Genomic DNA, 25,120 nt, shown 5'->3' on the forward strand with positions numbered 1-25,120 from the left:
AGCCAGTGTTGGATCAGAAAGGTTCCGTGGAAGCCCAGGAACAACATCCAAAAATGGAGTTTGCCCCAGGTCTCATTCAACATCTTTCCGGTGAATTTTGGCCACCAGAAGTAGAAACCCCCGAACATCGCGAACACCACGGTCCCGAAGACAACGTAGTGGAAGTGCGCGACAACGAAATATGTATCTGTCACGTGGAAGTCTAGTGGAGGTGCTGCGAGGATGATGCCGGTCAATCCTCCGAAAAGGAAGGTCACCAGGAACCCCAGACTCCACAGCATAGGCGTCTCAAAAGTGATCGACCCCCGCCACATCGTTCCGATCCAGTTGACGAACTTTACGCCAGTGGGGACGGCAATGAGCATGGTCATGAGTGAGAAGAACGGCAGGAGCACTGATCCGGTCGCATACATGTGGTGTGCCCATACGGTCATGGACAATGCCGCTATGCTGGCGGTTGCAAACACCAGTGATTTATAGCCGAAGATTGGTTTGCGGGAGAAGACGGGAATGATCTCAGTGATAATCCCGAAGAATGGCAGAGCAATAATGTAGACCTCAGGGTGACCGAAGAACCAAAACAGGTGTTGCCACAGGATGGCGCCACCATTTTCTGGGTCAAAAATATGACCCCCGAATCGACGATCGAGTCCCAAGGCGAATAGTGCTGCGGCAAGCGGTGGGAATGCCATCAGCACCATGAAAGCTGTGATCAGTGAGTTCCAGGTAAAAATTGGCACGCGCCACATTGTCATTCCAGGAGCACGCATGGTGATGATCGTTGTAGCGATATTTACACCACCGAGGATGGTCCCAAAGCCCTGGAGCCCAAGACCGAAGACCCATAAATCACCGCCAATACCGGGCGAAAATATTGTATTCGACAACGGCGCATAACCGGTCCAGCCAAAGGCTGCTGCACCCTGCGGGGTAAGAAATCCTGATACGGCGATCATGGAACCGAATAAAAAGAACCAATACGACAATGCATTGAGACGTGGAAATGCCACATCCGGCGCCCCGATTTGTAGGGGCATGATGACGTTGGCAAACCCGATGAATAATGGTGTCGCGAACATGAGCAACATCAGTGTGCCGTGCATGGTGAATAACTGGTTGAACTGTTCTTTCGTTTGGAGGATCTGCATTCCAGGTAAGAACAATTCACTGCGAATCAGCAGGGCCATGACTCCGGCGAGACTAAAGAAAACAAACGATGTAATGAGATATAGGTACCCAATGGTCTTGTGATCAGTCGTTGTCATCCAATTGACAATGAGTCGACCTTTTGAAACCGGCACGACCTGTGGTCCTAGCCGTTGCCGGCGTTGATCTTGGGTGTATTCATAAGTCGTCATGTCCGGTTTACACCTCGACACTTCCTGAGTTCGCAACGCTGTTATGCAGTTCTGATGAATTTATCCATCGACATAATGAAAGCCAGCACGAACCAACGTTGGGGCAGTACTGTTCTGAAACAGTAAAATCCATGCCCCGTACGACCCATCATGGACAGACGATTAATCTGCAGCGTACAAACCTCAACTATGAAATACTATGGGCCTTCATGGTTCGGGCTCGCGCTCATACTGACTTCAAGCGTCCAACATGCAAGGATCGGTTTTCAACGACACCGCGACACTGATATCAAATGTTCAACAGCTGCATGCACAGGCATAGTCGAATTGAGCGACCCTTTGGGTCATCGAGGATCGCTGACGGCTGCCATGAACAAGGGCCATTCAGTTTCGGTATGCACTATCCGCAGCGCAAAGGGACGATCCACGTGCATCTCGACGGAGTCTTCGACGACGGGTGCAGAGATTTCGGCAACTCCGATCTCGGTCACCGCTGCAGCTACCGTACCGGCTTCGTCAACTTGCAAAACGGCCTGATGATTTACGCTTTCAATCCATAGGTCTGATTCCATGATGCCGTCGAGGCTGTTGCCTGCAAGCGTTTGGGCAAGACCTTGATCATCGGAGAGAAAGCGTAATAGGTCTGTGGTCTCGCGCGACGATGAGAGATCCATCACCGGCATGCTGAGGTCGACCTGTGTAGTCGCATTCTCTCGAGTCAGCCGTTGTGAAATCTGTTCCCAGTCTGCTGCTGACAACGATCGCGCTGATTGAGCTTCAGCAGGAAGCACGATATCCATGGCGAAGCTTTCGGTATAGGGTAACCGGACGATCTGGGCATTCTGATACTCCGTATATTGGGCAGTCACGATTTGTTCCATGATGTCGGTCTGAATGAGCTTGCCACCTGGCAAAGTGAAGTCTCCAGGCTGTGCTGTCTCGAAAGGTGCAGCCCAAGCAGCAGCCATAAGGATTGCGTTTTGTAACACCATCAGGGTCTTTTCGGTCGGTTCGACCCCAGATTCTTCAATCAGACCTCCGGTGTGGTGGTTCGCCCATTCGTCCAGGATTCGTTGGGCCGTATCAGAGCTAAAATCCACTTCTTGGACCCCGGCATCATAATGCTTGGCCAGCGTGTCCAGATAGGTAGCTTTAACATCTCCGTCATTCCGGACCACAGTGTGATTGGCCATGTGAACCATCGGCCGTTCGGGTAGCTCTTCGTCGTGAATGCTCGCAGGATCGCCGTCATACTGAGCCAGCGTTGCTTGTAATGCGCTAAACGCCTGGGTGCGCTCGTCTTGCGATGCGCCAAGAAAACCGTCCAGCTCCTCGGCTGCTTCTGCTTCCGCCCCTTCAGCGAGCATGGCAAAGGCCATGGCAATCGAGGCCGGGGACAACACGACGTTTTCTTCGGCATCGTGGAATTGCAGGGCAGCTGCGCCGATCTCGGTGGTTGCCCGGACAACGTCGTCTACCGATGTGGCTTCCTCAAGGGACACCGGCTGATATTCCACCGTAGAGCGCGACGTGGTGTCGTCAGGCGTTGGACTGCACGCGGTGAGCGCGAGTAGCCCAACAACAAACGAGGCAGCACTTTTGAAAATGAGAGGTTTTCTGACGGCGCACATATGGCAATCTTAGACTGCCGTGAAATAACTTCTGGGGATCATCGGAAAGTATGCCTGACCGGGCGGGATCTCCCCGTGTGGTGGTTATCGCAGCCGATTGTTATGCTGGCGCAGTTCAGCTTCCAGATCGATGCCCTGGGCGCGGGCGATTCTGACGAGTTCAAATAATTGCGCACCAACGTCCTCGGCGGTGAGATCAACTGTCGCCGAGGTGGCACTGGGTGTCTGTCCGAGTGGATCAACCGGTTGACGGTTTGCCCGGTCCACAATTTTGGCAGCAGCTGCGAGCGCGGGGAGTCCGGGCGGTAGGTCGAAGATCGATGCCCGTGCGGCATCTTCTGCTGAAGTCTGGTCTCCTTTTTCGGCCTGTTTGATCTGTTCCCAGTTCTTTTCCACATCATCGATGGTGATGTTGCCCAGTTGGTCTTCGGACAGCAGCTGTCCGTCGGCGTCGAAGACGTGCGGATTACGCCGTAGCATCTTTTCGCTGATGGCATCAGCGACGTCGTCGACGGTAAATGCGCCGGCTTGTTCGGCGATCGCCGAATGCAGCGTGACTTGGAAGAGCACATCGCCGAGTTCTTTGCGGAACTCTTCGTAGGTGCCGTTTGTGGCCGCGACGTCGTCCCAGGCACTAGCAGGAACGGATTCGATGACTTCAACGGCCTCGTAGGCTTCTTCGATGAGGTATTCGGTGAGTTGGTGGTGGGTCAGCTGCTGTGTCCAGGGGCAATATTTGCGCAACTGGGCGGTGATCCACACGAGGCGTTGTAGGCCGGAGGTGTCTGCCATGATGGGTGGTTATTCCTGGTCGTCTTCGTCGTCAATTTCTACGAAGAAGACGGGCGCTTCTGGGTCATCTTGATCGTGTACGCCGGCGATGACGTCCATCCAAGAGAATTCGATGAATTCGCGCAGCTGATCGCGAGCGTATTCGGTTTGGAATGCACCTTTGACGGCATTGAGCTGAAATTCCAGCAGGTCGATCATGGTGTAGCCGTAGGTGGCGGCGAGGGTGTAAAGCTCATCGGTGAGGCTGACACCGGAGATCAGACGGTTGTCCGGGTTGACGGTAACGGCGAAACCGGAGCGGTAGAGCAGATCAAATGGGTGGTTCTGCAGCGGGGCATCTTCGGGGCCGGGTGTGACGGCGGCGGTTTGAATATTGGAGGTTGGGCACAGTTCCAGCACGGTGTTGTTGTACAGGGTGCGGTTGGCAACATCGCCCCAGACCATGATCTCTTGGTCATCGTCGAGTTCCACATTGGATAGGTCTTGGACCATATTCACTCCGTGGCCAATGCGCAGTGCGCGTCCGGAGGTCAGGGCGGCGGCGATGGAGTCCAGGCCGTCGGCTTCACCGGCGTGGATGGTAATGGGTACGAAGCGTTCATCGAGCCAGGCAAAGACCTCGGCAAATCGAGTGGCTGGGAAGCCGTGTTCTGGTCCGGCGATGTCAAATGCCACGACCGAGCCCTTGGGTCGGTGGCGGTGGGTCAGCTCGGCGATTTCTTGGGCGTTCTCCACAGTGTTCTGACGCATCGCGCATAGGATCTGGTGGACTTGGAGTCCACCGTCGAGTTCCTGCATGGCTTTTTCCAACCCGGCGGTGACGGCATCAACGGTTTCATCCAGGCTTAGCCCGTTGCGGGTGTGTTGTTCGGGAGCCCATCGGACTTCGCCGTAGACCACCCCGTCTTCGGCAAGGTCTATGGCAAATTCATAGGCAATGCGTTCCAGGGCCTGCGCGGTTTGCATCACGGCGGTGGTGTGATCAAACATTTCCAAGTATTTGGGCAGTGAGCCGGCATTGGCTGCGGCTGCGAACCAGTCGGCTAGGTCCTCTTCGGTATCGGCAGGCAGCTGGTGGCCGACGGCTTGGGCCAATTCCCACACCGTTTCGACCCGGAGGCCGCCGTCGAGGTGATCATGCAGCGAGACTTTTGGTAGGCCGGCCAGATCGAGGGCAAACGGGTCCAGGTTCAAGTCGTCTTCTGGTCCAAGGGCTGGGGTGTTGTCAGTGGATTCCTGTTTCATCACGAGTCCGAGTCTAGGCTAGTTTCAGTGTTGTCGGCTTCTTGGTCAAGATGTTTGTCCATGCGGTTGCGCATAAATCTTTTGATTCCCCGGTCGATGATCCACCCCAGGATGGCGGCGAAGACTAATGCCAGGCCGATTTGTAGGATAGTGTTGTCCAACCAGCCCGAGGTGAAGTACCCAATGGCCAGTGAATAGGCTGCCCAGATGGCGGCAGAGATGAAGTCTAAGATCATGAACTTGGCCACCTTCATGTGGGTGGCACCGGCGATGAAATTCACGGCCACGCGTCCGCCGGGGATATGACGGGCGGTGATGACGACGAGCGCACCGGAGTGGCGCAGCGTTTCTTTGACCCCGCCGATCGCCCGGACCACCGAGCGGGTACGCATCCAGCGGAAACGGGTGACCCCGATGGTGCGGCCCAGCCAGTAGGCGATTTGGTCGCCGATGAAGGCACCGAACCAGCCTGCAAAAAACAGTTGGACCAGGCTGATGCCCGGGCGTTGATCCGAGATCGAGGCCAGGGCAACGAGGACGGATTCGGATGGGACAACCGGAAAAAACCCGTCGATAAGGCTGAGCAAGAAGACAGCCAGCGGCATCCACCAGGCGCCTGCTGCCTGCAGAATGAGCTCTTCTAGAAAGTCCAACAAGTCTGCGATCCTACGGTGGGGTTAGTCTATGACGTCGATGATCAAATCAGGAGTATGAAATGTTTCGGCCACGTCGAGGGCCGATTCCAGCAGTTCTTGGGCGGCTGGGATCCGGTCTTCAGTCTCAGTGTAGAGCGTCATCAGGGGTTGACCAGCAGTGATGCGCTCGCCAGGTTTTGCATGTAGCCGTATTCCGGCGGTGGCCTGGACCGGTTGGCCTTGGATCTGACGACCAGCGCCCAGGCGCCAGGCTGCCTCGCCTACGGCGCGGGCATCCATGCGGGTCAGCACTCCGGTTTCGGGTGCGACCACAGTGTGTTCATGCGGTGCGGTGGGTAACTGTGCATCAGGATCACCGAACTGGGCGGCAACTATGGCTCGCCAGGTGTCCATGGCTTTGCCGTTGACCAGGTGCTCGGCTGGATCGGCGTCGATACCTGCACCGGCCAGCATATGCTGTGCCAGGGTGAGCGTCAGTTCTACGACGTCGTCGGGTCCCCCGCCCGCTAGGACTTCCAAGGTTTCTTCGACTTCCATGGCATTGCCCACGGTAGAACCCAGCGGGGTGTCCATGCGCGTGAGCACCGCGGTGGTGGCAACCCCGTGTTCCTTGCCTAACCACACCATTTTTTCGGCCAGTTGGCGGGCGGCGTCTTGATCTTGCATGAACGCGCCGGTGCCGGTTTTGACATCGAGTACCAGGGTGTCGGTGCCTTCGGCCAATTTTTTGGACATGATCGATGAGGCAATCAGCGGCATGGAGTCGACGGTGGCGGTGACGTCGCGTAGGGCATAGATTTTCTTATCGGCCGGAGCCAGTTGTCCGGTGGCCGCACAGATCACGCCGCCAACGGTACGCAGTTGGTTGCGGATGTGAGCTTCGGTGAGCTCCACGATGAATCCGGGGATGGATTCCAGTTTGTCCAGTGTGCCCCCGGTGTGGCCCAGGCCCCGACCTGATAGTTGCGGCACGGCGACACCGTAGGATGCGACCAATGGTGTCAGAGGTAGGGTGATTTTGTCGCCGACTCCCCCGGTGGAGTGTTTATCTGCGGTGGGTTTGCCCAGGTCGGAGAAGTTCAGGGTGGCCCCGGAGTTGAGCATCGCGGTGGTCAGGGCAAAGAGTTCGTCGTCATTGAGGCCGCGAAAATAGATGGCCATGGCCAGCGCAGCGAATTGTTCGTCCGATACCTCACCGGCGGTATAAGCATTGACCATCCAGGTGATCTGCGCGGCTGTCAGGGCATGACCATCGCGTTTGGTGGTGATGATGTCCACGGCAGTAAACATGGGCTAGTCCTGCAGATTGTCGGGGCCAAAGGCGTGTGGCAGCAGCTGGGTCAGGGTGCTCGAGCCGCCGGGGGTGGCGATCAGGAGTTCCTTGGGGGCGTGTTCAAACAGTACCTGGCGGCACCGCCCGCACGGGGTGATGTATTCGCCGTGGCCATTGAGACACACCAGGTGGGTCAGCCTCGTGCCGGCTGACATGCGCCAGGCGGAGATCATGGCAACCTCGGCGCACTGGGTGAGGCCATATGAGGCGTTTTCAATATTGACGCCCGTGTGAATAACGCCTTGGTCATCCAGAGCTGCCGCCGCCACCGGGTGGTGCGAGTACGGTGCATAGGCGCGCGGCAACACGCGGGTTGCCGCGGTATGCAGGTGGTCAAAAACTGACATCAGGCGGCTCCCACGAGCGCACGTAATGCGGCCTGGGTGAAGATTTGCATGCCGACACCGATCGCACGTTCGTCCGGGTTGTAGTCACCCTGGTGTAGATCGTATGTGGGGCCCGAGGGGGTGCGGGTGCCCAACCGGAACATCGCCCCGGGCACTTGTTTAGTCATCCAGGCGAAGTCCTCACCGCCCATCGACTGGCTGGCCAATTCGATGGTCCGGGAACCCAGTTCAAAACGGGTCGCATCCTCAATGAGGTCCATTTCGGCTTCGTTATTGACCACGGGCGGTACACCACGAATGTGTTCCAGCTGTACTTTGACGCCGAAGGGCGCGGCCACGTTGCCGATCACCTCATCGAGTAGCTCCGATGCCGAATCCCAGGCGTCGACGTCCAAGGTACGCAGGGTGCCGGCCAACTGACCGGTGGCCGGAATCGCGTTGGGGGCATGGCCGGCTTGGATATGCCCCCAGGTCAACTGGGCTCCGGATCGCACATCGATGCGGCGCCCAAGAATGGCCGGCACCTGGGCGGCAATCTGCGCCAGCGCATAGACCACATCCTGGGTTTGTTGTGGGCGCGAGGTGTGGCCACCGCGACCGGTCAGGGTCACACGGATGGTGTCGGTGGCAGAGGTAATGGCCCCAATGCGGGTGCCGATCGTGCCCACGTTAAAGCTGGGGTCGGCGTGCAGCGCGATGATTCGGGGGACGTCTTGCAGGACCCCCTGGCGAATGACTTCCAACGAGCCACCGGGGAGTTTTTCTTCGGCGGGTTGGAAGATCACGCGAATGCGCCCGGTGAGATCCAAATGATCCACCGGCACCATCGTCTGCTGCATCAGCAACCGGTGCAGCGTAATGGCGGTACCCAAACAGACCGCGGTGTGGATGTCATGACCACACGCATGGGCAATGCCATCATGTACCGAAGCGTATGGCAGCCCAGTTTCTTCTTTGACCGGCAGAGCATCAATATCAGCCCGGATACCCAGCACTATGGGGCCGGAGCCGATATCGACCCACGCGCCGGTGGATTCCAACCGGTGAGGATTCAACCCGTGCCGCTGCAGAGCAGCAATGATCTGCTCGGTGGTCCGAAATTCCCGGAACGACAATTCCGGGTGCTGGTGAATGTCGCGTCGCAACGCGATGGCTTCACCCAAGACTTCCTCAACCGCATGCGCGATCCGGGGCAAGCCCGGATCGTCTCGGACGGGCTGTTGATCAGAATGAATAAGTTTAGGTGGTGTATTACTCACAGCACATCATCATCCCCGTGCGCCTTGATGGACTCCACGGCCTGTTTGACCGACTGCGCATGTTTGGTCGTTGTTACTAACAGGGCATCCGGCGTATCTACCACCACAATATCTTCGACGCCGATCAACGCAATAACTCGCGAAGTATCGGTGACGACGACACCATTGGCTGCATCAGAGTATACGCGCGGCGTCTCGCCAATAACGGTCACTCCAGAATCATCAGCGGCCGGATTCAGCCGGGCAATCGCAGCAAAGTCACCGACGTCGTCCCAGGTAAAGTCACCCGGTATCACCGCCACGTCACCGGCCTTGGCAGCCGGTTCAGCCACTGCATAATCGATTGCAGTCTTGGGCAACTGGTGCCAGACATCACTCAGCACCTCATTGGCACCACCAGACACGATAGCCTTGGCGATCTTGGTTACGCCGGCATGCAGTTCTGGTTCATTGGCTGCTAGATGCTCTAATAACAGTTTGACGGGGGCCACGAACATGCCGGCGTTCCAGAAGAAGTTACCCGCTTCGATATATCGTTTAGCAACGTCAACTTCTGGTTTTTCAACAAATTTTACGACCTGATAGGCTGTTGGCGCGCCGTCGACGTCCAGCTTATCGCCCTGTCGGATGTACCCGAATCCAGTCGATGGGTAGGTTGGTTTGATCCCGATTGTCACGATCTTATTGGTTGCGGCAGTCGCGATTGCTTCGGCCACAGCGGTACGGAAGACGTCATCGGGCCCAATGACCTGGTCTGCAGCAAAGGAGCCCATAATGGCTTCCGGGTCGCGCTGCGACAACACGGCGGCGGCCAGTCCAATAGCCGCGGCTGAGTCTTTTGGTTCCGGTTCAAACAGGAAGTTTTCTTGTGCCACATCGGATAATTGGGCACACACGGCTTCATGGTGGGCCTCACCGGTCACCACAAGAACCCTCTCCCCGGCCAGGGGCTGCAGCCGATCATAGGTCGCACGGATTAGCGTCTGACCCGAACCGGTCAGGTCGTGCAGAAATTTTGGCGCCGCGGCACGTGATAATGGCCACAGTCGGGTTCCGACGCCACCGGCGGGGATCACCGCCCAAAAACGGTCTAACCCGGGAGTATGAGATGATGAAAACTGCTGTTGGTTCACCCAAACTACTGTATTGCACATCTCTGACAACTAGCTGAAGTTACCAACGGCCCGGTCTAAAATGTCGTAATAACGATTCTTTGGCTGGTTAGTATTAGCCTATAGCTATAGGACGCAACTCGCACCGGCGCTGAACGCGAGACTCAATCAGGTCTAGGCGCCAATCCTGCGTGCTTTTGGAGGTTTCATAGTGTCTACTGCGACAACCGCGCAGCAGTCTCCTCCTGCCGAATCCAAATCCGGCAGAGGAACGCTGTATCGCGGAAAAGAAGGTATGTGGTCTTGGGTTGGCCACCGAATCACCGGTGTGGTGATTTTCTTATTCCTATTGGTCCACGTGCTGGATACTGCGCTGGTCCGCGTCTCGCCCGAAGCCTACGACGCCGTAATCGGTACCTATAAAAACTGGTACATGGCGCTTGGTGAATCCGGACTCGTAGCCGCGGTAATCTACCACGCATTTAACGGCATCCGTATCGTACTGGTCGACTTCTGGAAAAAGGGCACCAAGTACCACCGCCACATGTTCTGGACAGTCATGATTCTCTGGGTCGTCGTATTTGGCGGTTTCTTCATTCGCCACATGATGCTGGTCCTGGGAGGTTAACGCACATGACTACACAACAACAGATCAATATCGCCGCTCCACGGTCTGGCGACATCGATCCTAAATACATCCGTCAATCTGCGTCATCCAGCTCGAACTGGGAAATGTTCAAGTGGCTGTTCATGCGCATCTCTGGACCAATTCTATTGGTCTTGATCTTCACGCACCTGTTCACCAACCTGATGCTTGGTGACGGCGTGCACGGTCTGAACTTCGGGCTGGTCGCCGGTAAATGGGCGTCCCCGCTCTGGCAAATCTGGGATCTGGTCATGCTGTGGTTGGCAATGATCCACGGCACCATTGGTGTCGCTACGATCATTGATGACTACACGAGAAAAGACCGCACCCGTGTTGCCTTCAAAGTTGTGCTGTACCTGGCGTCCATCGCCATCGTCGTCCTCGGTACCCTGGTGATCTTCACCTTCGAACCATGTATGACCGACGCGGCAGGCAACTTGCTCGACAACTCGCCAAGCTTCTGCTTCAACCAGTAAGCAGCCCAAGCACAAGACTTAAGAAAGAAGACTTCATCTGATGCAAGTACATAAGTACGATGTCGTCATCGTCGGCGCCGGTGGCGCTGGCATGCGCGCAGCCATCGAATCCGGTCAACGTGCACGGACTGCGGTACTAACCAAGCTCTACCCCACCCGTTCACACACCGGCGCAGCCCAGGGTGGCATGTGTGCCGCCCTGGCAAATGTTGAAGAAGACAACTGGGAATGGCACACCTTCGACACCGTTAAAGGTGGCGACTATATTGTGGACCAGGATGCCGCTGAAGTCATGGCTAAAGAAGCCATCGACGCCGTCCTGGACCTTGAAAAAATGGGTCTGCCATTCAACCGTACTCCCGAAGGCAAAATCGACCAGCGTCGCTTCGGTGGACACACCCGCGACCACGGTAAAGCCCCGGTTCGTCGTGCCTGCTATGCAGCTGACCGTACCGGTCACATGATTCTGCAGACCCTGTACCAAAACTGTGTCAAGCACAACGTCGAGTTCTACAATGAGTTCTATGTTCTTGACCTGCTGATGGTCGACGAACAGGCCACTCGTGAAGACGGCACCACGTACGTGCAAAAGCGTGTAGCAGGTGTCGTTTCTTATGAACTGGCCACCGGTGAACTGCACATCTTCCAAGCCAAATCGGTTGTTTTTGCAACCGGTGGTGCTGGTAAGGTCTTCAAGACCACTTCCAATGCCCACACCCTAACCGGTGATGGCATGGCCATTGCCTACCGTCACGGCATCCCTCTGGAAGATATGGAATTCATTCAGTTCCACCCAACCGGGTTAGCTGGGCTGGGCATTCTGTTATCCGAAGCGGCCCGCGGTGAAGGCGGTATTCTGCGTAACGCCGACGGCGAACGTTTCATGGAACGCTACGCGCCAACCATTAAAGACCTGGCACCGCGTGACATCGTGGCCCGTTCCATGGCAAACGAAGTGCGTGAAGGTCGCGGCGCAGGCCCGAATAAGGACTACGTCCTACTCGACCTGACCCACCTGGAACCAGAACACATCGACGCCAAACTCCCAGATATTACCGAATTCGCTCGAACCTACCTGGGTGTTGAACCATACACCGAACCAGTACCCGTCTTCCCAACCTGTCACTACGTGATGGGCGGTATCCCCACCGACATCGAAGCAAACGTGTTGCAAGACAACCAGACCCGCATCCCAGGGCTGTTTGCTGCCGGTGAGGTTGCCTGTGTCTCCGTACACGGCGCAAACCGTCTGGGAACGAACTCCCTGCTGGATATCAACGTCTTTGGCCGTCGCGCCGGTATCTACGCTGCCGAATACGCCAAAGATGCTGACTTTGTTGACCTACCTGAAAATGGTGAAGCCTTCCTGGTCAACCAAATCGAATCGCTGCGTTCTGCAGAAGGTACCGAAAAAGTCGGTGAACTTCGCGCTGAGCTGCAGGAAGTTATGGACGCCAACATGCAGGTGTTCCGTACCGAAGAATCGATCCGCCTGGCTATCGACAAGATCGAAGAATTGCGCGAGCGCTACAAGAACGTAGCTGTTCAAGATAAGGGCAAACGCTACAACCTGGACCTGCTCGAGGGCCTCGAACTAGGTTATCTGCTAGATATTGCAGAAGCCATGTCTGTGGCAGCACTGCACCGTCCTGAGTCTCGCGGTGGCCACTACCGCGAAGACTACCCAGATCGTGATGACGAAAACTGGATGGTCCACTCGATGCTGTACCGGGATGAAAATGCGGAAACTGAAGGCGTCAAAGGTATCCGGTTTGATACCAAACCAGTCATCATGACCCGCTACGAGCCAATGGAGCGTAAGTACTAATGACGACAACATTAGAACCAGCCAACAACACAGAAGGCATCGGTGAGGTCGAATCCTTTACCGTCACCATGCAAGTTCGTCGTTACCAGCCAGAATTCCATGAGGAAGCCTACTGGGACACCTGGACCGTTGAGATGCACGGCACCGACCGTGTTCTCGATGCCCTGCACAAAATCAAATGGGAAATCGACGGAACCCTGACGTTCCGCCGCTCCTGTGCTCACGGTATTTGCGGTTCCGACGCTATGCGTATCAACGGTGTCAACCGTCTGGCCTGTAAAGTCCTGCTCAAAGACCTGGACCTGTCTAAGCCAATTACGGTAGAACCAATCAAGGGTCTGCCGGTCGAAAAAGACATGATCGTCGACATGGAACCATTCTTCCAGTCATACCGCGAAATCATGCCGTTTTTGATCGCCGACGAATCCCACGAACCAACGCGCGAACGGCTGCAATCCGCTGAAGCTCGCGCAGCATTCGATGACACCACCAAATGCATCCTATGTGCCGCCTGTACTTCGTCCTGTCCAGTCTTCTGGACCGACGGCCAGTACTTCGGCCCAGCAGCAATCGTCAACGCACACCGCTTCATCTTCGACGACCGTGACGAAGGTGGCGACATGCGTCTTGAGGTACTCAACGACAAAGAAGGCGTATGGCGCTGCCGTACCACCTTCAACTGCACCGAAGCATGCCCACGCGGTATTCAAATCACCAAAGCTATCGCCGAGGTGAAACAGGCCATTCTGGCTCGCAACATCTAGTAACGCCTAACTCAAACGGGTGAGACGGGGTTTCCGTCTCACCCGTTTTTTGTTATCCTGACAAAGATATTATCGTCTGAAGAAGGACTTTTTGCTGTCATGTGGATCTACAACGAAATTTCAAGCGTCCAAGTGCGCTGATCTCGTTGTAGCCTTCTTTGTGGCTCCGTTGTCAGCGCCATGCCTGACAATCTTCAAGGAGCCCAATGCCGAATCATGCACGTTCTATAGTCGTCTGTGACGACATCACCTTCTCCTGGCCCGACGGCACCGAAGTACTGTATGACATTTCAGTAGCCTTTGGGCCCAGGCGGACCGGATTGGTCGGTGCTAACGGCGTCGGCAAGACGACCCTACTGAAACTGATTGCTGGATTATATTCACCCACAAGCGGTTCCATAACGGTTTCTGGATCAGTCGGTTACCTGCCGCAACACCTGACCTTAGAAACCCACAAGACGGTAGCAGACCTGCTGGGCATTGGCACTCAGATAGATGCACTAGCCGCTATCGAATCCGGCGATGTCGACCCAAGACATTTCGATGCTATTGGCCAGGATTGGGACATTGCCGCCCGAGCCAGAGCCGCCTTGGACGATATGGGGCTCATAGACATTGATTTGGCGCGCACCGTGGGCACATTATCCGGCGGCGAATCGATCTTGATTGCTTTGGCCGGTCTACAACTGGGCGATCATGACGTGCTACTGCTGGATGAACCAACCAATAATCTGGATCGTGAGACTCGTGCCTCGCTTTATGAGACGATCTCCCGGTGGTCAGGAACATTGATTATCGTCAGTCACGATGTCACCCTGCTCGATCTCATGGACAATACTGCTGAACTACACACCGGATCGTTGACGACGTTCGGGGGCAATTACTCAGCCTATATGGACTATCGCCAGCAAGAGCAAGCAGCATTGGAACAAGCGCTTCGCACAGCCGAGCAAAATCTCAAAACCGAAAAGCGGCAGCGTATCGAGGCAGAAACCAAACTCTCCCGTCGTAAAAGGTTCGGGAACAAAGCATTCGAAAATAAACGCGAACCAAAAATGATTATGAACCTACGCAAACAACAGGCGCAGGTTTCGGCAGGCAAACTTCGCGATGAAGCCGACACCAAAGTCACGGTGGCACGAGAGGAAGTCCATGAGTTGTCTGAAAAGGTTCGCACCGACAAACATATCCGAATAAACTTACCTGACCCTGAAGTGCACAACTTACGGCGCCTGGTTGAGTTCCAACAACCCGACGCTCGACCAATAATCATCCAAGGCTCAGAACGAGTAGCCATCACCGGTCGTAACGGTATCGGCAAGACGCGGCTGATTGAAAGGTTACTTGGCAATAACCACAGCGAAACGACCGTCATCGCCGCCACATCCTATACAGACCGGATCGGCTATCTCCCCCAGCGTCTCGACCATTTAGATGACGAGGTCACTGTGCTTGACGCGGTCCGTATGGCAGCACCCCTTGCCAAGTTGGAACATATTCGAGCCCAACTGGCCAGATTCTTATTCAGAGCTGACACAGTGCAACAAAAGATTGGCAAGCTCTCCGGCGGAGAACGCTTCCGCGTGGCTCTGGCACTACTTTTATTGGCCGAACCGCCCAATGAACTTCTGATTCTTGATGAACCGACCAACAACCTCGATTTGAAGACCATTCAAGAGTTCATCGAAGCCCTCAACACATACGAAGGTGCGTTAATTGTTGTCAGCCACGATGATGTTTTCTTAAGACAGATAAATATCGATACCTGGCTGCACCTTGATGCAGACGGATTACAGCGCGGTGACGGACCAAGTGGTTCCTAAACCATACCGCTGCACCGGTACCAAAAAGTGTGTCGTCTGGCCGATGGTAGCGTCTTCATCCAGCACACCACGAACGCTTCAGCAACGTTTCCGTCGGATGTGGTCACACCCACCGTTCGCTGACCGAGCCCAAGAATGGTGTATTTCAAGCCGCTTTCACACAAATGAACACCACCGCAGCCTTCGACTCCGCATAAGAAAAAATAAACCATCTTACCTGGTTCCATAATCAGAACCTACTGCAGTGTAGAACACCATCACATACAGCGCAATGCCTATCTGCACAGCAGCGTCGATGGGTCGCTGAGCGGCATCACGATCGCATCACGACCTATTGCAGGTACGCTGCGGAGTACCTCCTGCCAGCCCTGGTGCCCAAATACGTCACCAAAGACCCACGAGACGAGCTCAAGGTACATTCCTACGTCATGACCGTCCTACCTTGGGAGGATGAAGCGGATATGAAATCGTCATAGCGGCTGAGGACACTTGCAAACGGTGGGCACAACAATTGAAGCATGACACAACCAATACTTAGAGCTCAGGGCTTGACCAAATCTTATGGCACCACTCGAGCTCTGGACGACATAATTCTCACGCTGTTTCCTGGACAATCGGTGGCCATTATGGGTCCTTCCGGCTCGGGCAAGACCACCCTAATGCACTGTTTGTCCGGCATCCTTCTCCCAGATACCGGCTCGGTACAACTCAACATTGGTGACGGTGACAGTATCGATCTTCCAACCTTGAGCGAAGAACATCGCGCCAAAGTACGCCGTGACCACCTAGGCTTTGTCTTCCAAGAAGGCCTCCTCCTGCCCGAACTTACCGCACAAGAAAATGCGGCGTTGCCACTGATGTTATCGGGTGTCCCAAGGTCAACAGCGCAGCGTCATGCGCGCCAATGGTTGAGTGCGTTGGGTTTGGATGGCATGTTCGAACGACGGCTCGGAGAACTCTCGGGCGGCCAGGTCCAAAGAGTAGCTATCGCTCGTGCTCAAGTTGCAGAACCTGCAGTCGTGTTCGCTGATGAGCCAACTGGCGCTTTGGATTCAGAAACTTCCAAAACCGTACTCACCGCGTTATTGACTACTACTGTTGCGCAAGGCCGCAGTTTGGTATTGGTCACGCATGATGAAGATGTTGCCGCCCGGTGCCAACGTCGCATCCACGTCCGAGATGGTCGTATAGTTTCCGATTCCGCCGATACTGCAGGAGTCAGCCGATGAACGCCACCGTAACAGTCACCCGGTTGTTTCTTTCGAGGCTCTTTGCAGACCGACAGGCGTGGCTGTTGCCGGTGGCCGCTTTTGCAGTGGTCTCGGCATTGAGTCTCAGCGTGGCCGGTGGAGTTCGCTTCTTTTTCACGTTGGATCAACAGACCGTTGGCACCATGGGCGGTTTCTATATGGTTCTTGCTGCACTTGCAGCCGTCCTGCTGGTCATGCCGGTGATTTCATTAGCAGGGGCCGCGGCAAAACTCTTGGCACGTCGCCGAGATGAGCGGCTTTCGTCGCTCCGTCTCATCGGGGCAAGTTCGGGGTTACTTCGGACGCTGACCATAGTAGAGGCCTCAGTTCTTGCCACAGTGGGATCTTTAACGGGCGTGATCGGGTATGGAATGTTGATGCCGCTGGCGGGGATGCTGCGTTTCGTTGGTGGTCCCATTGGTATGGCCGGCATATGGCTGGGGTTACCGGGACTGCTTGCAGTGCTAACCGTCATCGTCGTCGTTGGGGTATCCGCTTCGATAGGTGGGCTGCGCCGAGTGGAAATCACCCCGTTGGGAGTTCGTACCAGGCAACGCCCGGCCCGACTGCATTGGTTACGAATTGTCGCTGCCGTGGTGCTGCTCATTGCAGGGCAACTGTTTGCCAATGCGCTTGGAGCCGGGAGCATGATGCTCCTCATTGTCATGGTCCTCGTTGCCTTTGCGGTGCCCATGGTTGCACTGCATTTTATCGGTCCGTGGCTGATCAAAATCGTCACGAGCTGGCGGTTGCGCCGTGCCACCACCGCAGAGGCACTGGTGGCTGCTCGCGCTGTTTTAGAATCCCCGCAACAGGCCTGGTCTCAAATTGGAGGAATAGCCTTGACCACTTATATTGGGGTCGTTGGTGGTGCCGGAATGTCGCTGGCGAGTATCGCAAGCAGCGGGGAAGGTTCGGCCGGAATGGACCCGATCGAAATGAACCTCGTGGCAGATTTACACACGGGCGTGTTGTTGACGATGGTCATCGCATTTCTCTTAGCAGCTTGCTCAGTTGCAATCACCCAGACCGCTCAGGTGTTAGATCGTGCTTCGCTGTATCAAGGTCTGCGGCGCATTGGTATGAGCTCTGACCAGCTGAAATCTTGTCGCCGTCGGGCGGTATTTGGACCATTATGGATCGTTTTGATCTTCACGTTAATCGCCGCAGTGGCTACAGCATTACCCCTATTAGGAATTGCTGTGGTGGTTGCTCCCCTATCGATGCTAGTCGTTGCCGTCTGTTTGGCACTCGGTATCACGCTAATACAGGTTGGTCTGCTGAGCTCGACTTCTACCCTACGAGTTGTCACCGCCAACTAGATTGGGCAGGTGCTAAGGTCACAGCGATGGAAGTTTGCGTGCTAGCACAACGTCTTTCGCCTTGGCGCCGCCCACATCAAATTCTCGGGTACCGATCTGTTCGAAGCCCACGCGTTCATAAAAACTGATCGCACGAGCGTTGGCCGTGTTGGTTCCCAACCACATCCATTCCTCTTCGGAGGTGACATAGTGTTCCATCAGATGGGTCATCATTTTCTTGGAGACCCCGGCACCGTGGAATTCAGGATGCACATAAAACTTTGACAGCATAACCGTTGATTCGGCAGGCAACTCCATATCGAGGTGAGCATTTTCGGGCAGTTCGCCATGAATACTCACGGTATAGCCAACCAGCATGGCACCGTCAGTGGCGACGAGAACATAACTGTCGTCGCCGGTGATCCAGTTGGAAAAGACATCGGCGTTCAAACCTTCTTTGATGTATTCCTCGATTGCGGCTCGATCCATCTCCGGTGGACACGCCAGGGGGAAGGTCCGTGCCGCCAGGGGCACAAGCTCGTGGATGTCGGTGAGTTTTGCTTTACGAATGCTGACGCTCATAAGGCCCCATTGTAATGTCCAGACGGGATGGCCTATGCAATATGCGCAGAATCCAGGAGGCACTGTTACTTACTGAATTCAGGACTGCTGCTGTGCTTTGATCTTCTTGGCGTACCACTGGTGAACGTCGTGTTGGAACGCCAAGGACAGCACCCATCCGGCGGTAATCAACTGGGCCAAGCTTACCCCGAGGCCAACCATGTCGGAAAAATCGGCAGCTACGACCTGAGCGAAACCCTGTACAGCTAACGCAGCCGTTATGATTGCCAGGATAACAGCGATCCATCGAGCCCAATTCATCGAACGAATGAGGCCAAACCATGTCCCGCCGTAGACCAACAGCGAGATAATCACCAGCGTCAGATAGGAGCTACTTAGTGATGACACTGCAATAGTGGTGCCATCTGCGACATTGAGGACCGCATCTTGCGCTGCTGGCGTCACCGTAATGATGTAGTTGATGAGCTGGACTGCAATAACTGAGAAGCTCAGAAAGACAAACGCCAGACCAAAATTGTTGACCTGTCGTGGTTTCGTGTTGATCGCTCTTTGCATCTACAGGTCACTTTCTGAATGAGTATGTAACAATGTGCCAGATAGTGTGCCACCTTGGTCCACTCTATCTACCCCTTGACGGTACGGTGCCCCGAGAGATATTTCGAGCCGATCAGCTTAGCTGACCGGCTCGAGACAAGGGTTCTCAACGTGTTAGGCCTGAAGGCTCTTGTGTAGGGCAAACCAACGGTGGGTCTGTTTATCCAAGGCTTGGATAATCCACCAAATTGTTGCAAGGACAATGATCCAGTTGATGATCGTACCGAATAGCATCATGCCTGACTGATCACCATAATTTGTAGCGAATAGTAGGCTGTATGCAGACGAGATCAGGAATAGGATCGCTAGAACCAATCCCATGAAGCGTGCCCAGTTACGATTTGCACGCAGCCCCAGGCCGACGATGACAAATAGCACCACATTGATGGCTATCAGAACGACGGCCATGACCAGTGTGGCACCAAATGCGGTGTCAAGCATCTCCGGAGTCATGCCTTGGAACTCATTGGGCGGCAAATACGCCTCCAAATACGCTTCCGGGCCCTCCGCCTGCATTGCAACGACCCCGATCACGCCGGCGAGCACATGCAGAATCATCAGCACCCAGACCAGGTTCTTGGTCATACGAGCACTGCGGGGTTCGTCACCGATGTTGCTCATATCGGTGGCAGAATATGGTGTTGTTCCATATTTATTTTCTGGTGTTTCAGTCATCAGGATTCCTCATCATCTCTCAGTACGCCAGGTCGCAGAATACTAGTCATACCGTAGGGCCTCAATCGGATCTTTTGTTGCGGCTCGTCGTGCCGGCAGTGTCCCTGCTAGAAATGCGATACCGATAATGACCAGAGCGATGACTAGCAGTGCCATCGGCTCTATTGCATATAACGATAGTCCAGGCACCGAATCTAGCGGCCCGTTGATCAGCAAGGCGTTACCCACCACGCCAACGACGCTGCCCAATCCGATCCCGATAATTGATCCGAGCAGACCAATCACAATGGCTTCGGTAGAAAACAACGTAAAGACTCTGCCGCTGGTCATTCCCAGCGCTTTATACAGTCCAATTTGGCGGGTGCGCTCCTGTACGGAAATCAACAAGGTGTTGACTATACCAAAGCTTGCGGCTAACAGAGCAATAAGGGCGAAACCATTGAAGACCCAGGTAATCGCGTCAATAATTCCGCTAATGAAGCCCATCTGATCTTCAACGGTCTGACCGTTCATGTCGATCTCTTCCAGATCTGCTTTGATCTGATCTTCATTAGCTGCCAGATCATCAACCGTGGCCATCGCCTGAATGTAGGTGAACGGAATGGTCGTACCACCGGCGGTGTTGTTGATCTCAGCAATCTGGTGTGTCAGACCGTAGGAAGGGATAGGAGACGTACCTGCACCGGTGATCGTTTCTTCAGCCACTCCCACAATGGTGGCATCAATTGTTTCCGTATTGCCTTCCAGGTCTTGAGCCGCAATGGTGACTTCTTGATCAATGACGTCATTTGCATTGGCGACATCATCAATATCAAAGGCTGACAGCCACGAGGTAGGAATGACCAATTCATAGGCGTCCTCGGCATTGGATCCCGGGCCACCCGCAGCATATTCAACCATGCTCTGTTCTGAAGCAAATCCAGCAGATGGCACCGTGTATTGTGTACCATCCGGAGTTTCAAGGTATTGAATATCGACGAAAATTACTGGGTCGACAAATTCGATGTTTTCAATTTCTTCGATCTCTTCGATGTCGTCTTCGTCCATCGATGGGATGCCAAAATCTGAGACGCTTCCCTGAGTATCAGGATCATATTCTTGGGGTTCTCCGGCGGTTAGCCCTACGCTGGCATCCATGGTTTGGGCAGGCATAACCGACACCTGGTTGGTGTCACCAATAGCATCAACCTGGGCATCAATATACTTATTGATCCCCGCCCCGATGCCGGAGGTCATAGTGAGCGTAAAGGCGCCAATGACGACGGCGATAACAGTCAAGAACGTGCGCAGTTTTGTGCGCATCGTATTGGCTAGAGCAGTGGTAAAAATATCACGGAGTTTCATGCTTTCACCCCGGTGTCTTCAATGATCTGACCGTCTTGGATGCGGATCTGTCGAGCACATTTTGCGGCGAGATCTTCATCGTGGGTGACAACGATCAGGGTCTGGCCTTGTTCGTTGAGACCAAACAGAATGTCTTCTACAATCGCAGAAGTTTCTGAGTCAAGGTTGCCGGTGGGTTCATCGGCAAACAGTATTTCTGGAGAGTTGATCAGGGCACGGGCTATCGAGACGCGCTGTTGTTGCCCGCCAGACAGGTTGATGGCCTTGGCTTTGAGTTTGTCGCCCATTTCCAATTTTTCTAGAATTTCGGTACCCTTCCGTTGACGTTCCACCTTCGGTACTTTGGCGATTTTCAAGGGTAGCGTTGCGTTTTCTAATACAGTTTCGTGGGCGTTGAGGAAAAATTGTTGGAAGACGAATCCGAAGGTGGTGTTCCGTATCTTAGCGATTTGTTTAGCTTTGAGATCTGAGACGACCTGACCGCGAATCGCCACGACACCAGAAGTCGGTTCATCAAGTAGTGCTATCAGGTGCATCAGGGTAGATTTACCGGAACCGGATTTTCCGATGATTGCTACCGACTCACCTTGTGAATTTCAAAAGTAAGTCCTTGCAGTGCTGCGACTCGGTTTTCGCCGGCACCAAATACCCGCACCAAGTTTTCTGTTTCTAACAGCGGTGGGCTTTCAAGAGTGGAAGAAGTCACGATAGTCCTTATAGTGGCAGTTTTTTACAACTATTCAGTACTCTGCCAAAACATAGCCCGGGTTACTTCCACTGCACGGCTGATTTTTCGTTACGACCTTGGTCTGATTTCTGGACCGTGAGCAGGGTGCTCAGCTCATCTCGAGGTTGACGAAGGCTAAGACAGGATCAGTCATTCGTCCGAGATCTCTGCTATTAGGAGACAAGATCGTGATGGTTGTTAGAAATGCTTCCGCATATTACTCACACGATGGAATCAGTTGAAGGCGGTAGCTGGCCGAGTCGAATCTAGAGCACTATAAACTTCAAGCGCGCTGTTGAGGAGGTGTGTGCGGCGCGTTGCATGCCGAACAACTCCGAAAAGTACCAGCCATTTCTACGGTTGGCTAAAGCACAAACTAGTTAGGCACGGTGAGCCGGGACTGACGGTAGGTGGGTGACATACTTTGACCCTTGGAATGAGCGCCTCAGATCATGAATGCACCAACACCATGGAGCATCGCGACACATAACGAGCGGATATGTTCCGCATCAAGCCTCTGACGATAGTTTAGCCTCGCAGGTCGAATTTCTCCTTATCGCTCACAGGTTATGTGGAAGTCTGAACGAGTTCTAATGTGTCTGATCAAGATATCTTTATCAGAATCGGATGGTCATCAGATGTCGCAACCTCTCTGCAAGACGGCCCGTATTGGCACCTGGGTAACAGATCAGAGACCTCATTGATACGACATCGGTTCCTCTGCGTGGTCCCAGATTCGATCGTGGGCGTTATGGGATCTAGTAGACAGGACTATTGCTTTGCGGGACGAGTACGCGCCCTTCCGCCAACCGTTAGTTGAAAGGCCAAAGCACGGTAAGAAAACCACAAGGTCTCTTACCGTGCTTTGGGTAGCTATAAACCAGCGATTATCGAGCTAGTGGAAGAAAACCACTCTTCTTGTATACGTCGTCCAGAACCGGAGCAGCCACGCTGCGGGCCTTTTCAGCACCAAGTGCCAAGATGCGGTCCAACTCTGCCGGATCATCCAGTAATTCAAGTGCGCGTGTACGAATCGGTGCCAACCGCTCAGTCACGGCATCGGCAAGGTCGACTTTCAAGTGACCATACATTTTGCCTTCGTAGGCTTTCACAAGATCGTCAACACTCCGGTCGGTTACTGCAGCATAGATATCTAGCAGATTCGATACGCCCGGCTTATTTTGGCGGTCGTAGCGGATTTCGGTGCCGGCGTCAGTAACTGCCGATTTGATGCGCTTGGCTGTCACCTTCGGATCGTCCAGGATGTTAATCAGGCCGTTCGGAGACTGCGCCGATTTCGACATCTTGGCGGTGGGTTCCTGCAGGTCATAGATTCGGGCACCAGTTTCTGGATAGAAACCAACGGGCACCACGAATGTTTCCCCGTAACGGTGGTTGAACCGCTGTGCCAAGGTTCGCGTCAGTTCAATGTGCTGACGCTGGTCGTCTCCTACTGGTACGCCGTGTGGTTGGTACAGCAGAATGTCAGCTGCCATCAGCACCGGATAGGTAAACAGCCCGACTCCGGAAGCATCCACGCCCTCGCGTGCCGACTTGTCTTTGAACTGCGTCATCCGCGATGCTTCACCCATGCCGGTCATGCAGGTCAGAATCCAAGTCAGCTGGGTGTGTTCCGGAATGTGCGATTGCACGAACAATGTCGATCGCTGCGGATCGATACCCGCAGCGATGTACTGGGCCGCAGCAACCCGGGTGCGTTTGGTCAGGTCTGCAGGATCCTGCGGCACCGTAATGGCATGCAAATCTGGGATGAAGTAAAACGCTTCAAAGTCCTCTTGCACTTTGACCCAGTTGATCAAAGCGCCCAGGTAGTTACCTAAGTGCAGTGAGTCGGCTGATGGTTGCATCCCGGACAACACACGGGGGTGTGCCGCAGCGGAGGTCAAGTGAGCCGTCTTGGTCAGATCGGTTGCAAGAATATCGGCCGGTGTGGGTTGGCTTGTGGACACGGGCGAGCCTTTCTAGAACTGGTAATCGACCACAACGGGTGAGTGGTCTGAGAAGCGGCGGTCATATGATGGCGCACGATCAACTACGGCCTTGGTGACTTTGTCAGCCAGTGGTGGGGTGGCCATGTGATAGTCGATGCGCCAACCGGCATCGTTATCGAAAGCCTTGCCTCGATAGGACCACCAGGTATATGGGCCCGGAACCTCGCCGGCTACGGTGCGGCCAACGTCGACCCAGTTCAGGTCGTCTTTGGAGAAGAACTTGTCAAAATAGGCTCGCTCTTCTGGTAGGAAACCTGAGTTTTTAACGTTGCCCTTCCAGTTTTTGATATCAAGTTCGGTGTGTCCCACATTCAAGTCTCCGGTGATGACCGAGTGTGGGTTGCGGTCCTGCATTGCTGGCAGGTAGTCAACCATGGCATCCAAAAACTCGTACTTGTCGTCCTGACGTGGGGTGTCAACTTCACCAGAGTGCACATACACACTGGCCACAGACAGTTTAGAACCGTCTGGTGTAGTGAAGTCTGCTTCGACCCAGCGACCGGAGTCATTGATGCCATCAGCAAGGCCGGTACGAGTTTCTAATGGCTTATATCGTGACGCGATAGCAACCCCTGCACGGCCTTTGTCTTTGCATTCATCGGCGTGAATGTAGAGCGTTTCCCATTCTTTGCCGACGATATCACCCAGCAGTTTTTCCAAGATATCGCCTGGAGCTCGGACTTCCTGCAGGGTAATAATGTCAATGTTGCGACCGGCAAACCAGGTGGCCATGTCGCGTTTGTGGGCAGCCCGAATACCGTTAATATTCACGGTTGCTACCCGAAGAGTATTGTCAGCCTTTGGATCAGCAGCGTTAGAGTGCATAATTCTTTCTAGTTGATCACTTCGCCAGTGATGGTGTTGGTTCCGTTATCAGAATCCGGCGTAGGTTTTTGGTTCCGATCCGGGTTGATCATGTCACGAGCATTATGTGCGGTCATCTCAATGGTATCCAGCGCCCGATCGATCATTTCAAAATCTGCTTGGTCAATGCCTTTGGCCAGTTCCTCGGAGATCACACGTTTTTGAACTTCAACGATCTTCAATGAGTGATCGACTTTGGTATCACGCATCGGATCGCTGGCATCTACGACGGTTCCACCGGCCGTGGCAGCAGCTATATTGGAGTTAAATTCTCGAGCAGTTTTTTGCACTGCTCGTGCCCCACGAGACACCATGATCAACGAGACCAGGGACAGGATTAACCAGCCACCAGCGATGGCCACGACCATCCACCCGATAATGTCATTCTGGTTCGCCGCAAAGATGACGGCCACGATAAAGGCGATAACGACCACCAGCAGCACGACATTGGAGAGTCGAAGACCGCGGCGGTGTGTTGAAGATTCGATGGACTGCATGTTT

25 protein-coding genes are annotated in these 25,120 nt (G+C 54.5%); 7 read left to right on the forward strand and 18 right to left on the reverse strand.

From position 1 onward, the window contains the following. The 9 genes from K8V32_RS00250 to K8V32_RS00290 form a co-directional block, all read right to left on the reverse strand. On the reverse strand, positions 1–1,358 hold a 1,358-nt coding region (locus K8V32_RS00250; protein ID WP_303901163.1), incomplete at its 3' end, for a cbb3-type cytochrome c oxidase subunit I. Between the two features lie 344 nt (positions 1,359–1,702). Then, positions 1,703–2,860, reverse strand: coding sequence for a serpin family protein (locus K8V32_RS00255; RefSeq protein WP_303901165.1), 1,158 nt, complete (start codon positions 2,858–2,860; stop codon positions 1,703–1,705). A 213-nt stretch (positions 2,861–3,073) separates the two neighbouring features. Further along, positions 3,074–3,781: a MazG nucleotide pyrophosphohydrolase domain-containing protein gene (locus tag K8V32_RS00260; protein WP_303901167.1), complete on the reverse strand. Its 708-nt coding sequence runs from the start codon at positions 3,779–3,781 to the stop codon at positions 3,074–3,076. A gap of 9 nt (positions 3,782–3,790) precedes the next feature. Further along, positions 3,791–5,026, reverse strand: a complete 1,236-nt coding sequence (locus K8V32_RS00265; protein ID WP_303901219.1) for an adenosine deaminase — start codon at positions 5,024–5,026, stop codon at positions 3,791–3,793. Then, positions 5,026–5,682 (reverse strand): DedA family protein, encoded by a 657-nt coding sequence (locus K8V32_RS00270; protein ID WP_303901169.1) that lies wholly within the window; start codon positions 5,680–5,682, stop codon positions 5,026–5,028. The genes K8V32_RS00265 and K8V32_RS00270 overlap by 1 nt, the downstream gene beginning before the upstream one ends. Before the next feature lie 21 nt (positions 5,683–5,703). Next, a complete protein-coding gene (locus K8V32_RS00275; RefSeq protein WP_303901172.1) occupies positions 5,704–6,972 on the reverse strand; it encodes a thymidine phosphorylase in 1,269 nt (422 codons plus the stop codon). A 3-nt stretch (positions 6,973–6,975) separates the two neighbouring features. Then, a complete protein-coding gene (locus tag K8V32_RS00280; protein ID WP_303901174.1) occupies positions 6,976–7,362 on the reverse strand; it encodes a cytidine deaminase in 387 nt (128 codons plus the stop codon). Beyond that, on the reverse strand, positions 7,362–8,597 hold the full coding sequence (locus K8V32_RS00285) for an amidohydrolase (protein ID WP_524536661.1): 1,236 nt from the start codon (positions 8,595–8,597) through the stop codon (positions 7,362–7,364). The genes K8V32_RS00280 and K8V32_RS00285 overlap by 1 nt, the downstream gene beginning before the upstream one ends. 20 nt (positions 8,598–8,617) lie before the next feature. Then, positions 8,618–9,754, reverse strand: coding sequence for a mannose-1-phosphate guanylyltransferase (locus K8V32_RS00290; protein ID WP_303901176.1), 1,137 nt, complete (start codon positions 9,752–9,754; stop codon positions 8,618–8,620). A 190-nt stretch (positions 9,755–9,944) separates the two neighbouring features. On the opposite strand from K8V32_RS00290, the gene sdhC reads away from it, so the two are divergent. The 7 genes from sdhC (at position 9,945) to K8V32_RS00325 (ending at position 17,842) form a co-directional block, all read left to right on the forward strand. Beyond that, positions 9,945–10,361, forward strand: coding sequence for a succinate dehydrogenase, cytochrome b556 subunit (sdhC, locus tag K8V32_RS00295; RefSeq protein ID WP_268751190.1), 417 nt, complete (start codon positions 9,945–9,947; stop codon positions 10,359–10,361). 5 nt (positions 10,362–10,366) lie between these two features. Next, the gene (locus tag K8V32_RS00300; RefSeq protein ID WP_303901179.1) at positions 10,367–10,855 is read left to right on the forward strand and encodes a succinate dehydrogenase hydrophobic membrane anchor subunit; all 489 of its coding nucleotides are present in this window, start codon (positions 10,367–10,369) and stop codon (positions 10,853–10,855) included. A 40-nt stretch (positions 10,856–10,895) separates the two neighbouring features. Then, a complete protein-coding gene (sdhA, locus tag K8V32_RS00305) occupies positions 10,896–12,683 on the forward strand; it encodes a succinate dehydrogenase flavoprotein subunit (protein WP_303901181.1) in 1,788 nt (595 codons plus the stop codon). Beyond that, positions 12,683–13,447, forward strand: coding sequence for a succinate dehydrogenase iron-sulfur subunit (locus K8V32_RS00310; protein ID WP_303901183.1), 765 nt, complete (start codon positions 12,683–12,685; stop codon positions 13,445–13,447). Before sdhA ends, K8V32_RS00310 begins: the two co-directional genes overlap by 1 nt. A 206-nt stretch (positions 13,448–13,653) precedes the next feature. Continuing rightward, complete coding sequence (locus tag K8V32_RS00315) at positions 13,654–15,270, forward strand: ABC-F family ATP-binding cassette domain-containing protein (RefSeq protein WP_303901185.1); 1,617 nt, start codon at positions 13,654–13,656, stop codon at positions 15,268–15,270. 518 nt (positions 15,271–15,788) lie between these two features. Next, positions 15,789–16,499, forward strand: coding sequence for an ABC transporter ATP-binding protein (locus K8V32_RS00320; RefSeq protein WP_303901187.1), 711 nt, complete (start codon positions 15,789–15,791; stop codon positions 16,497–16,499). Further along, positions 16,496–17,842: a permease gene (locus K8V32_RS00325; protein ID WP_303901189.1), complete on the forward strand. Its 1,347-nt coding sequence runs from the start codon at positions 16,496–16,498 to the stop codon at positions 17,840–17,842. Before K8V32_RS00320 ends, K8V32_RS00325 begins: the two co-directional genes overlap by 4 nt. 18 nt (positions 17,843–17,860) lie before the next feature. Here the strand turns inward: K8V32_RS00325 and K8V32_RS00330 are convergent, their stop codons facing one another. From K8V32_RS00330 to K8V32_RS00370, 9 genes are all read right to left on the reverse strand, one after another. Further along, positions 17,861–18,403 (reverse strand): GNAT family N-acetyltransferase, encoded by a 543-nt coding sequence (locus tag K8V32_RS00330; protein WP_303901191.1) that lies wholly within the window; start codon positions 18,401–18,403, stop codon positions 17,861–17,863. Positions 18,404–18,481: 78 nt separating this feature from the next. Next, entirely contained in the window at positions 18,482–18,958 is a 477-nt protein-coding gene (locus K8V32_RS00335; protein ID WP_303901193.1) for a hypothetical protein, read from the reverse strand. A 153-nt stretch (positions 18,959–19,111) separates the two neighbouring features. Further along, positions 19,112–19,672, reverse strand: coding sequence for a hypothetical protein (locus K8V32_RS00340; RefSeq protein ID WP_303901195.1), 561 nt, complete (start codon positions 19,670–19,672; stop codon positions 19,112–19,114). 42 nt (positions 19,673–19,714) lie between these two features. After that, entirely contained in the window at positions 19,715–21,016 is a 1,302-nt protein-coding gene (locus tag K8V32_RS00345) for an ABC transporter permease (RefSeq protein ID WP_303901197.1), read from the reverse strand. Continuing rightward, positions 21,013–21,552, reverse strand: a complete 540-nt coding sequence (locus K8V32_RS00350; protein ID WP_303901199.1) for an ABC transporter ATP-binding protein — start codon at positions 21,550–21,552, stop codon at positions 21,013–21,015. The genes K8V32_RS00345 and K8V32_RS00350 overlap by 4 nt, the downstream gene beginning before the upstream one ends. A 38-nt stretch (positions 21,553–21,590) precedes the next feature. Next, the gene (locus tag K8V32_RS00355) at positions 21,591–21,722 is read right to left on the reverse strand and encodes a hypothetical protein (RefSeq protein ID WP_303901201.1); all 132 of its coding nucleotides are present in this window, start codon (positions 21,720–21,722) and stop codon (positions 21,591–21,593) included. A gap of 908 nt (positions 21,723–22,630) precedes the next feature. After that, entirely contained in the window at positions 22,631–23,683 is a 1,053-nt protein-coding gene (trpS, locus tag K8V32_RS00360; protein WP_303901222.1) for a tryptophan--tRNA ligase, read from the reverse strand. Positions 23,684–23,725: 42 nt separating this feature from the next. Then, on the reverse strand, positions 23,726–24,580 hold the full coding sequence (locus K8V32_RS00365) for an exodeoxyribonuclease III (protein WP_303901203.1): 855 nt from the start codon (positions 24,578–24,580) through the stop codon (positions 23,726–23,728). Positions 24,581–24,588: 8 nt separating this feature from the next. Continuing rightward, positions 24,589–25,116 (reverse strand): hypothetical protein, encoded by a 528-nt coding sequence (locus K8V32_RS00370; protein ID WP_303901205.1) that lies wholly within the window; start codon positions 25,114–25,116, stop codon positions 24,589–24,591. Positions 25,117–25,120: the final 4 nt, after the last annotated feature.

It is taken from the genome of Enteractinococcus helveticum (genome assembly GCF_020742345.1).
Classification (GTDB): domain Bacteria; phylum Actinomycetota; class Actinomycetes; order Actinomycetales; family Micrococcaceae; genus Yaniella; species Yaniella helvetica_A.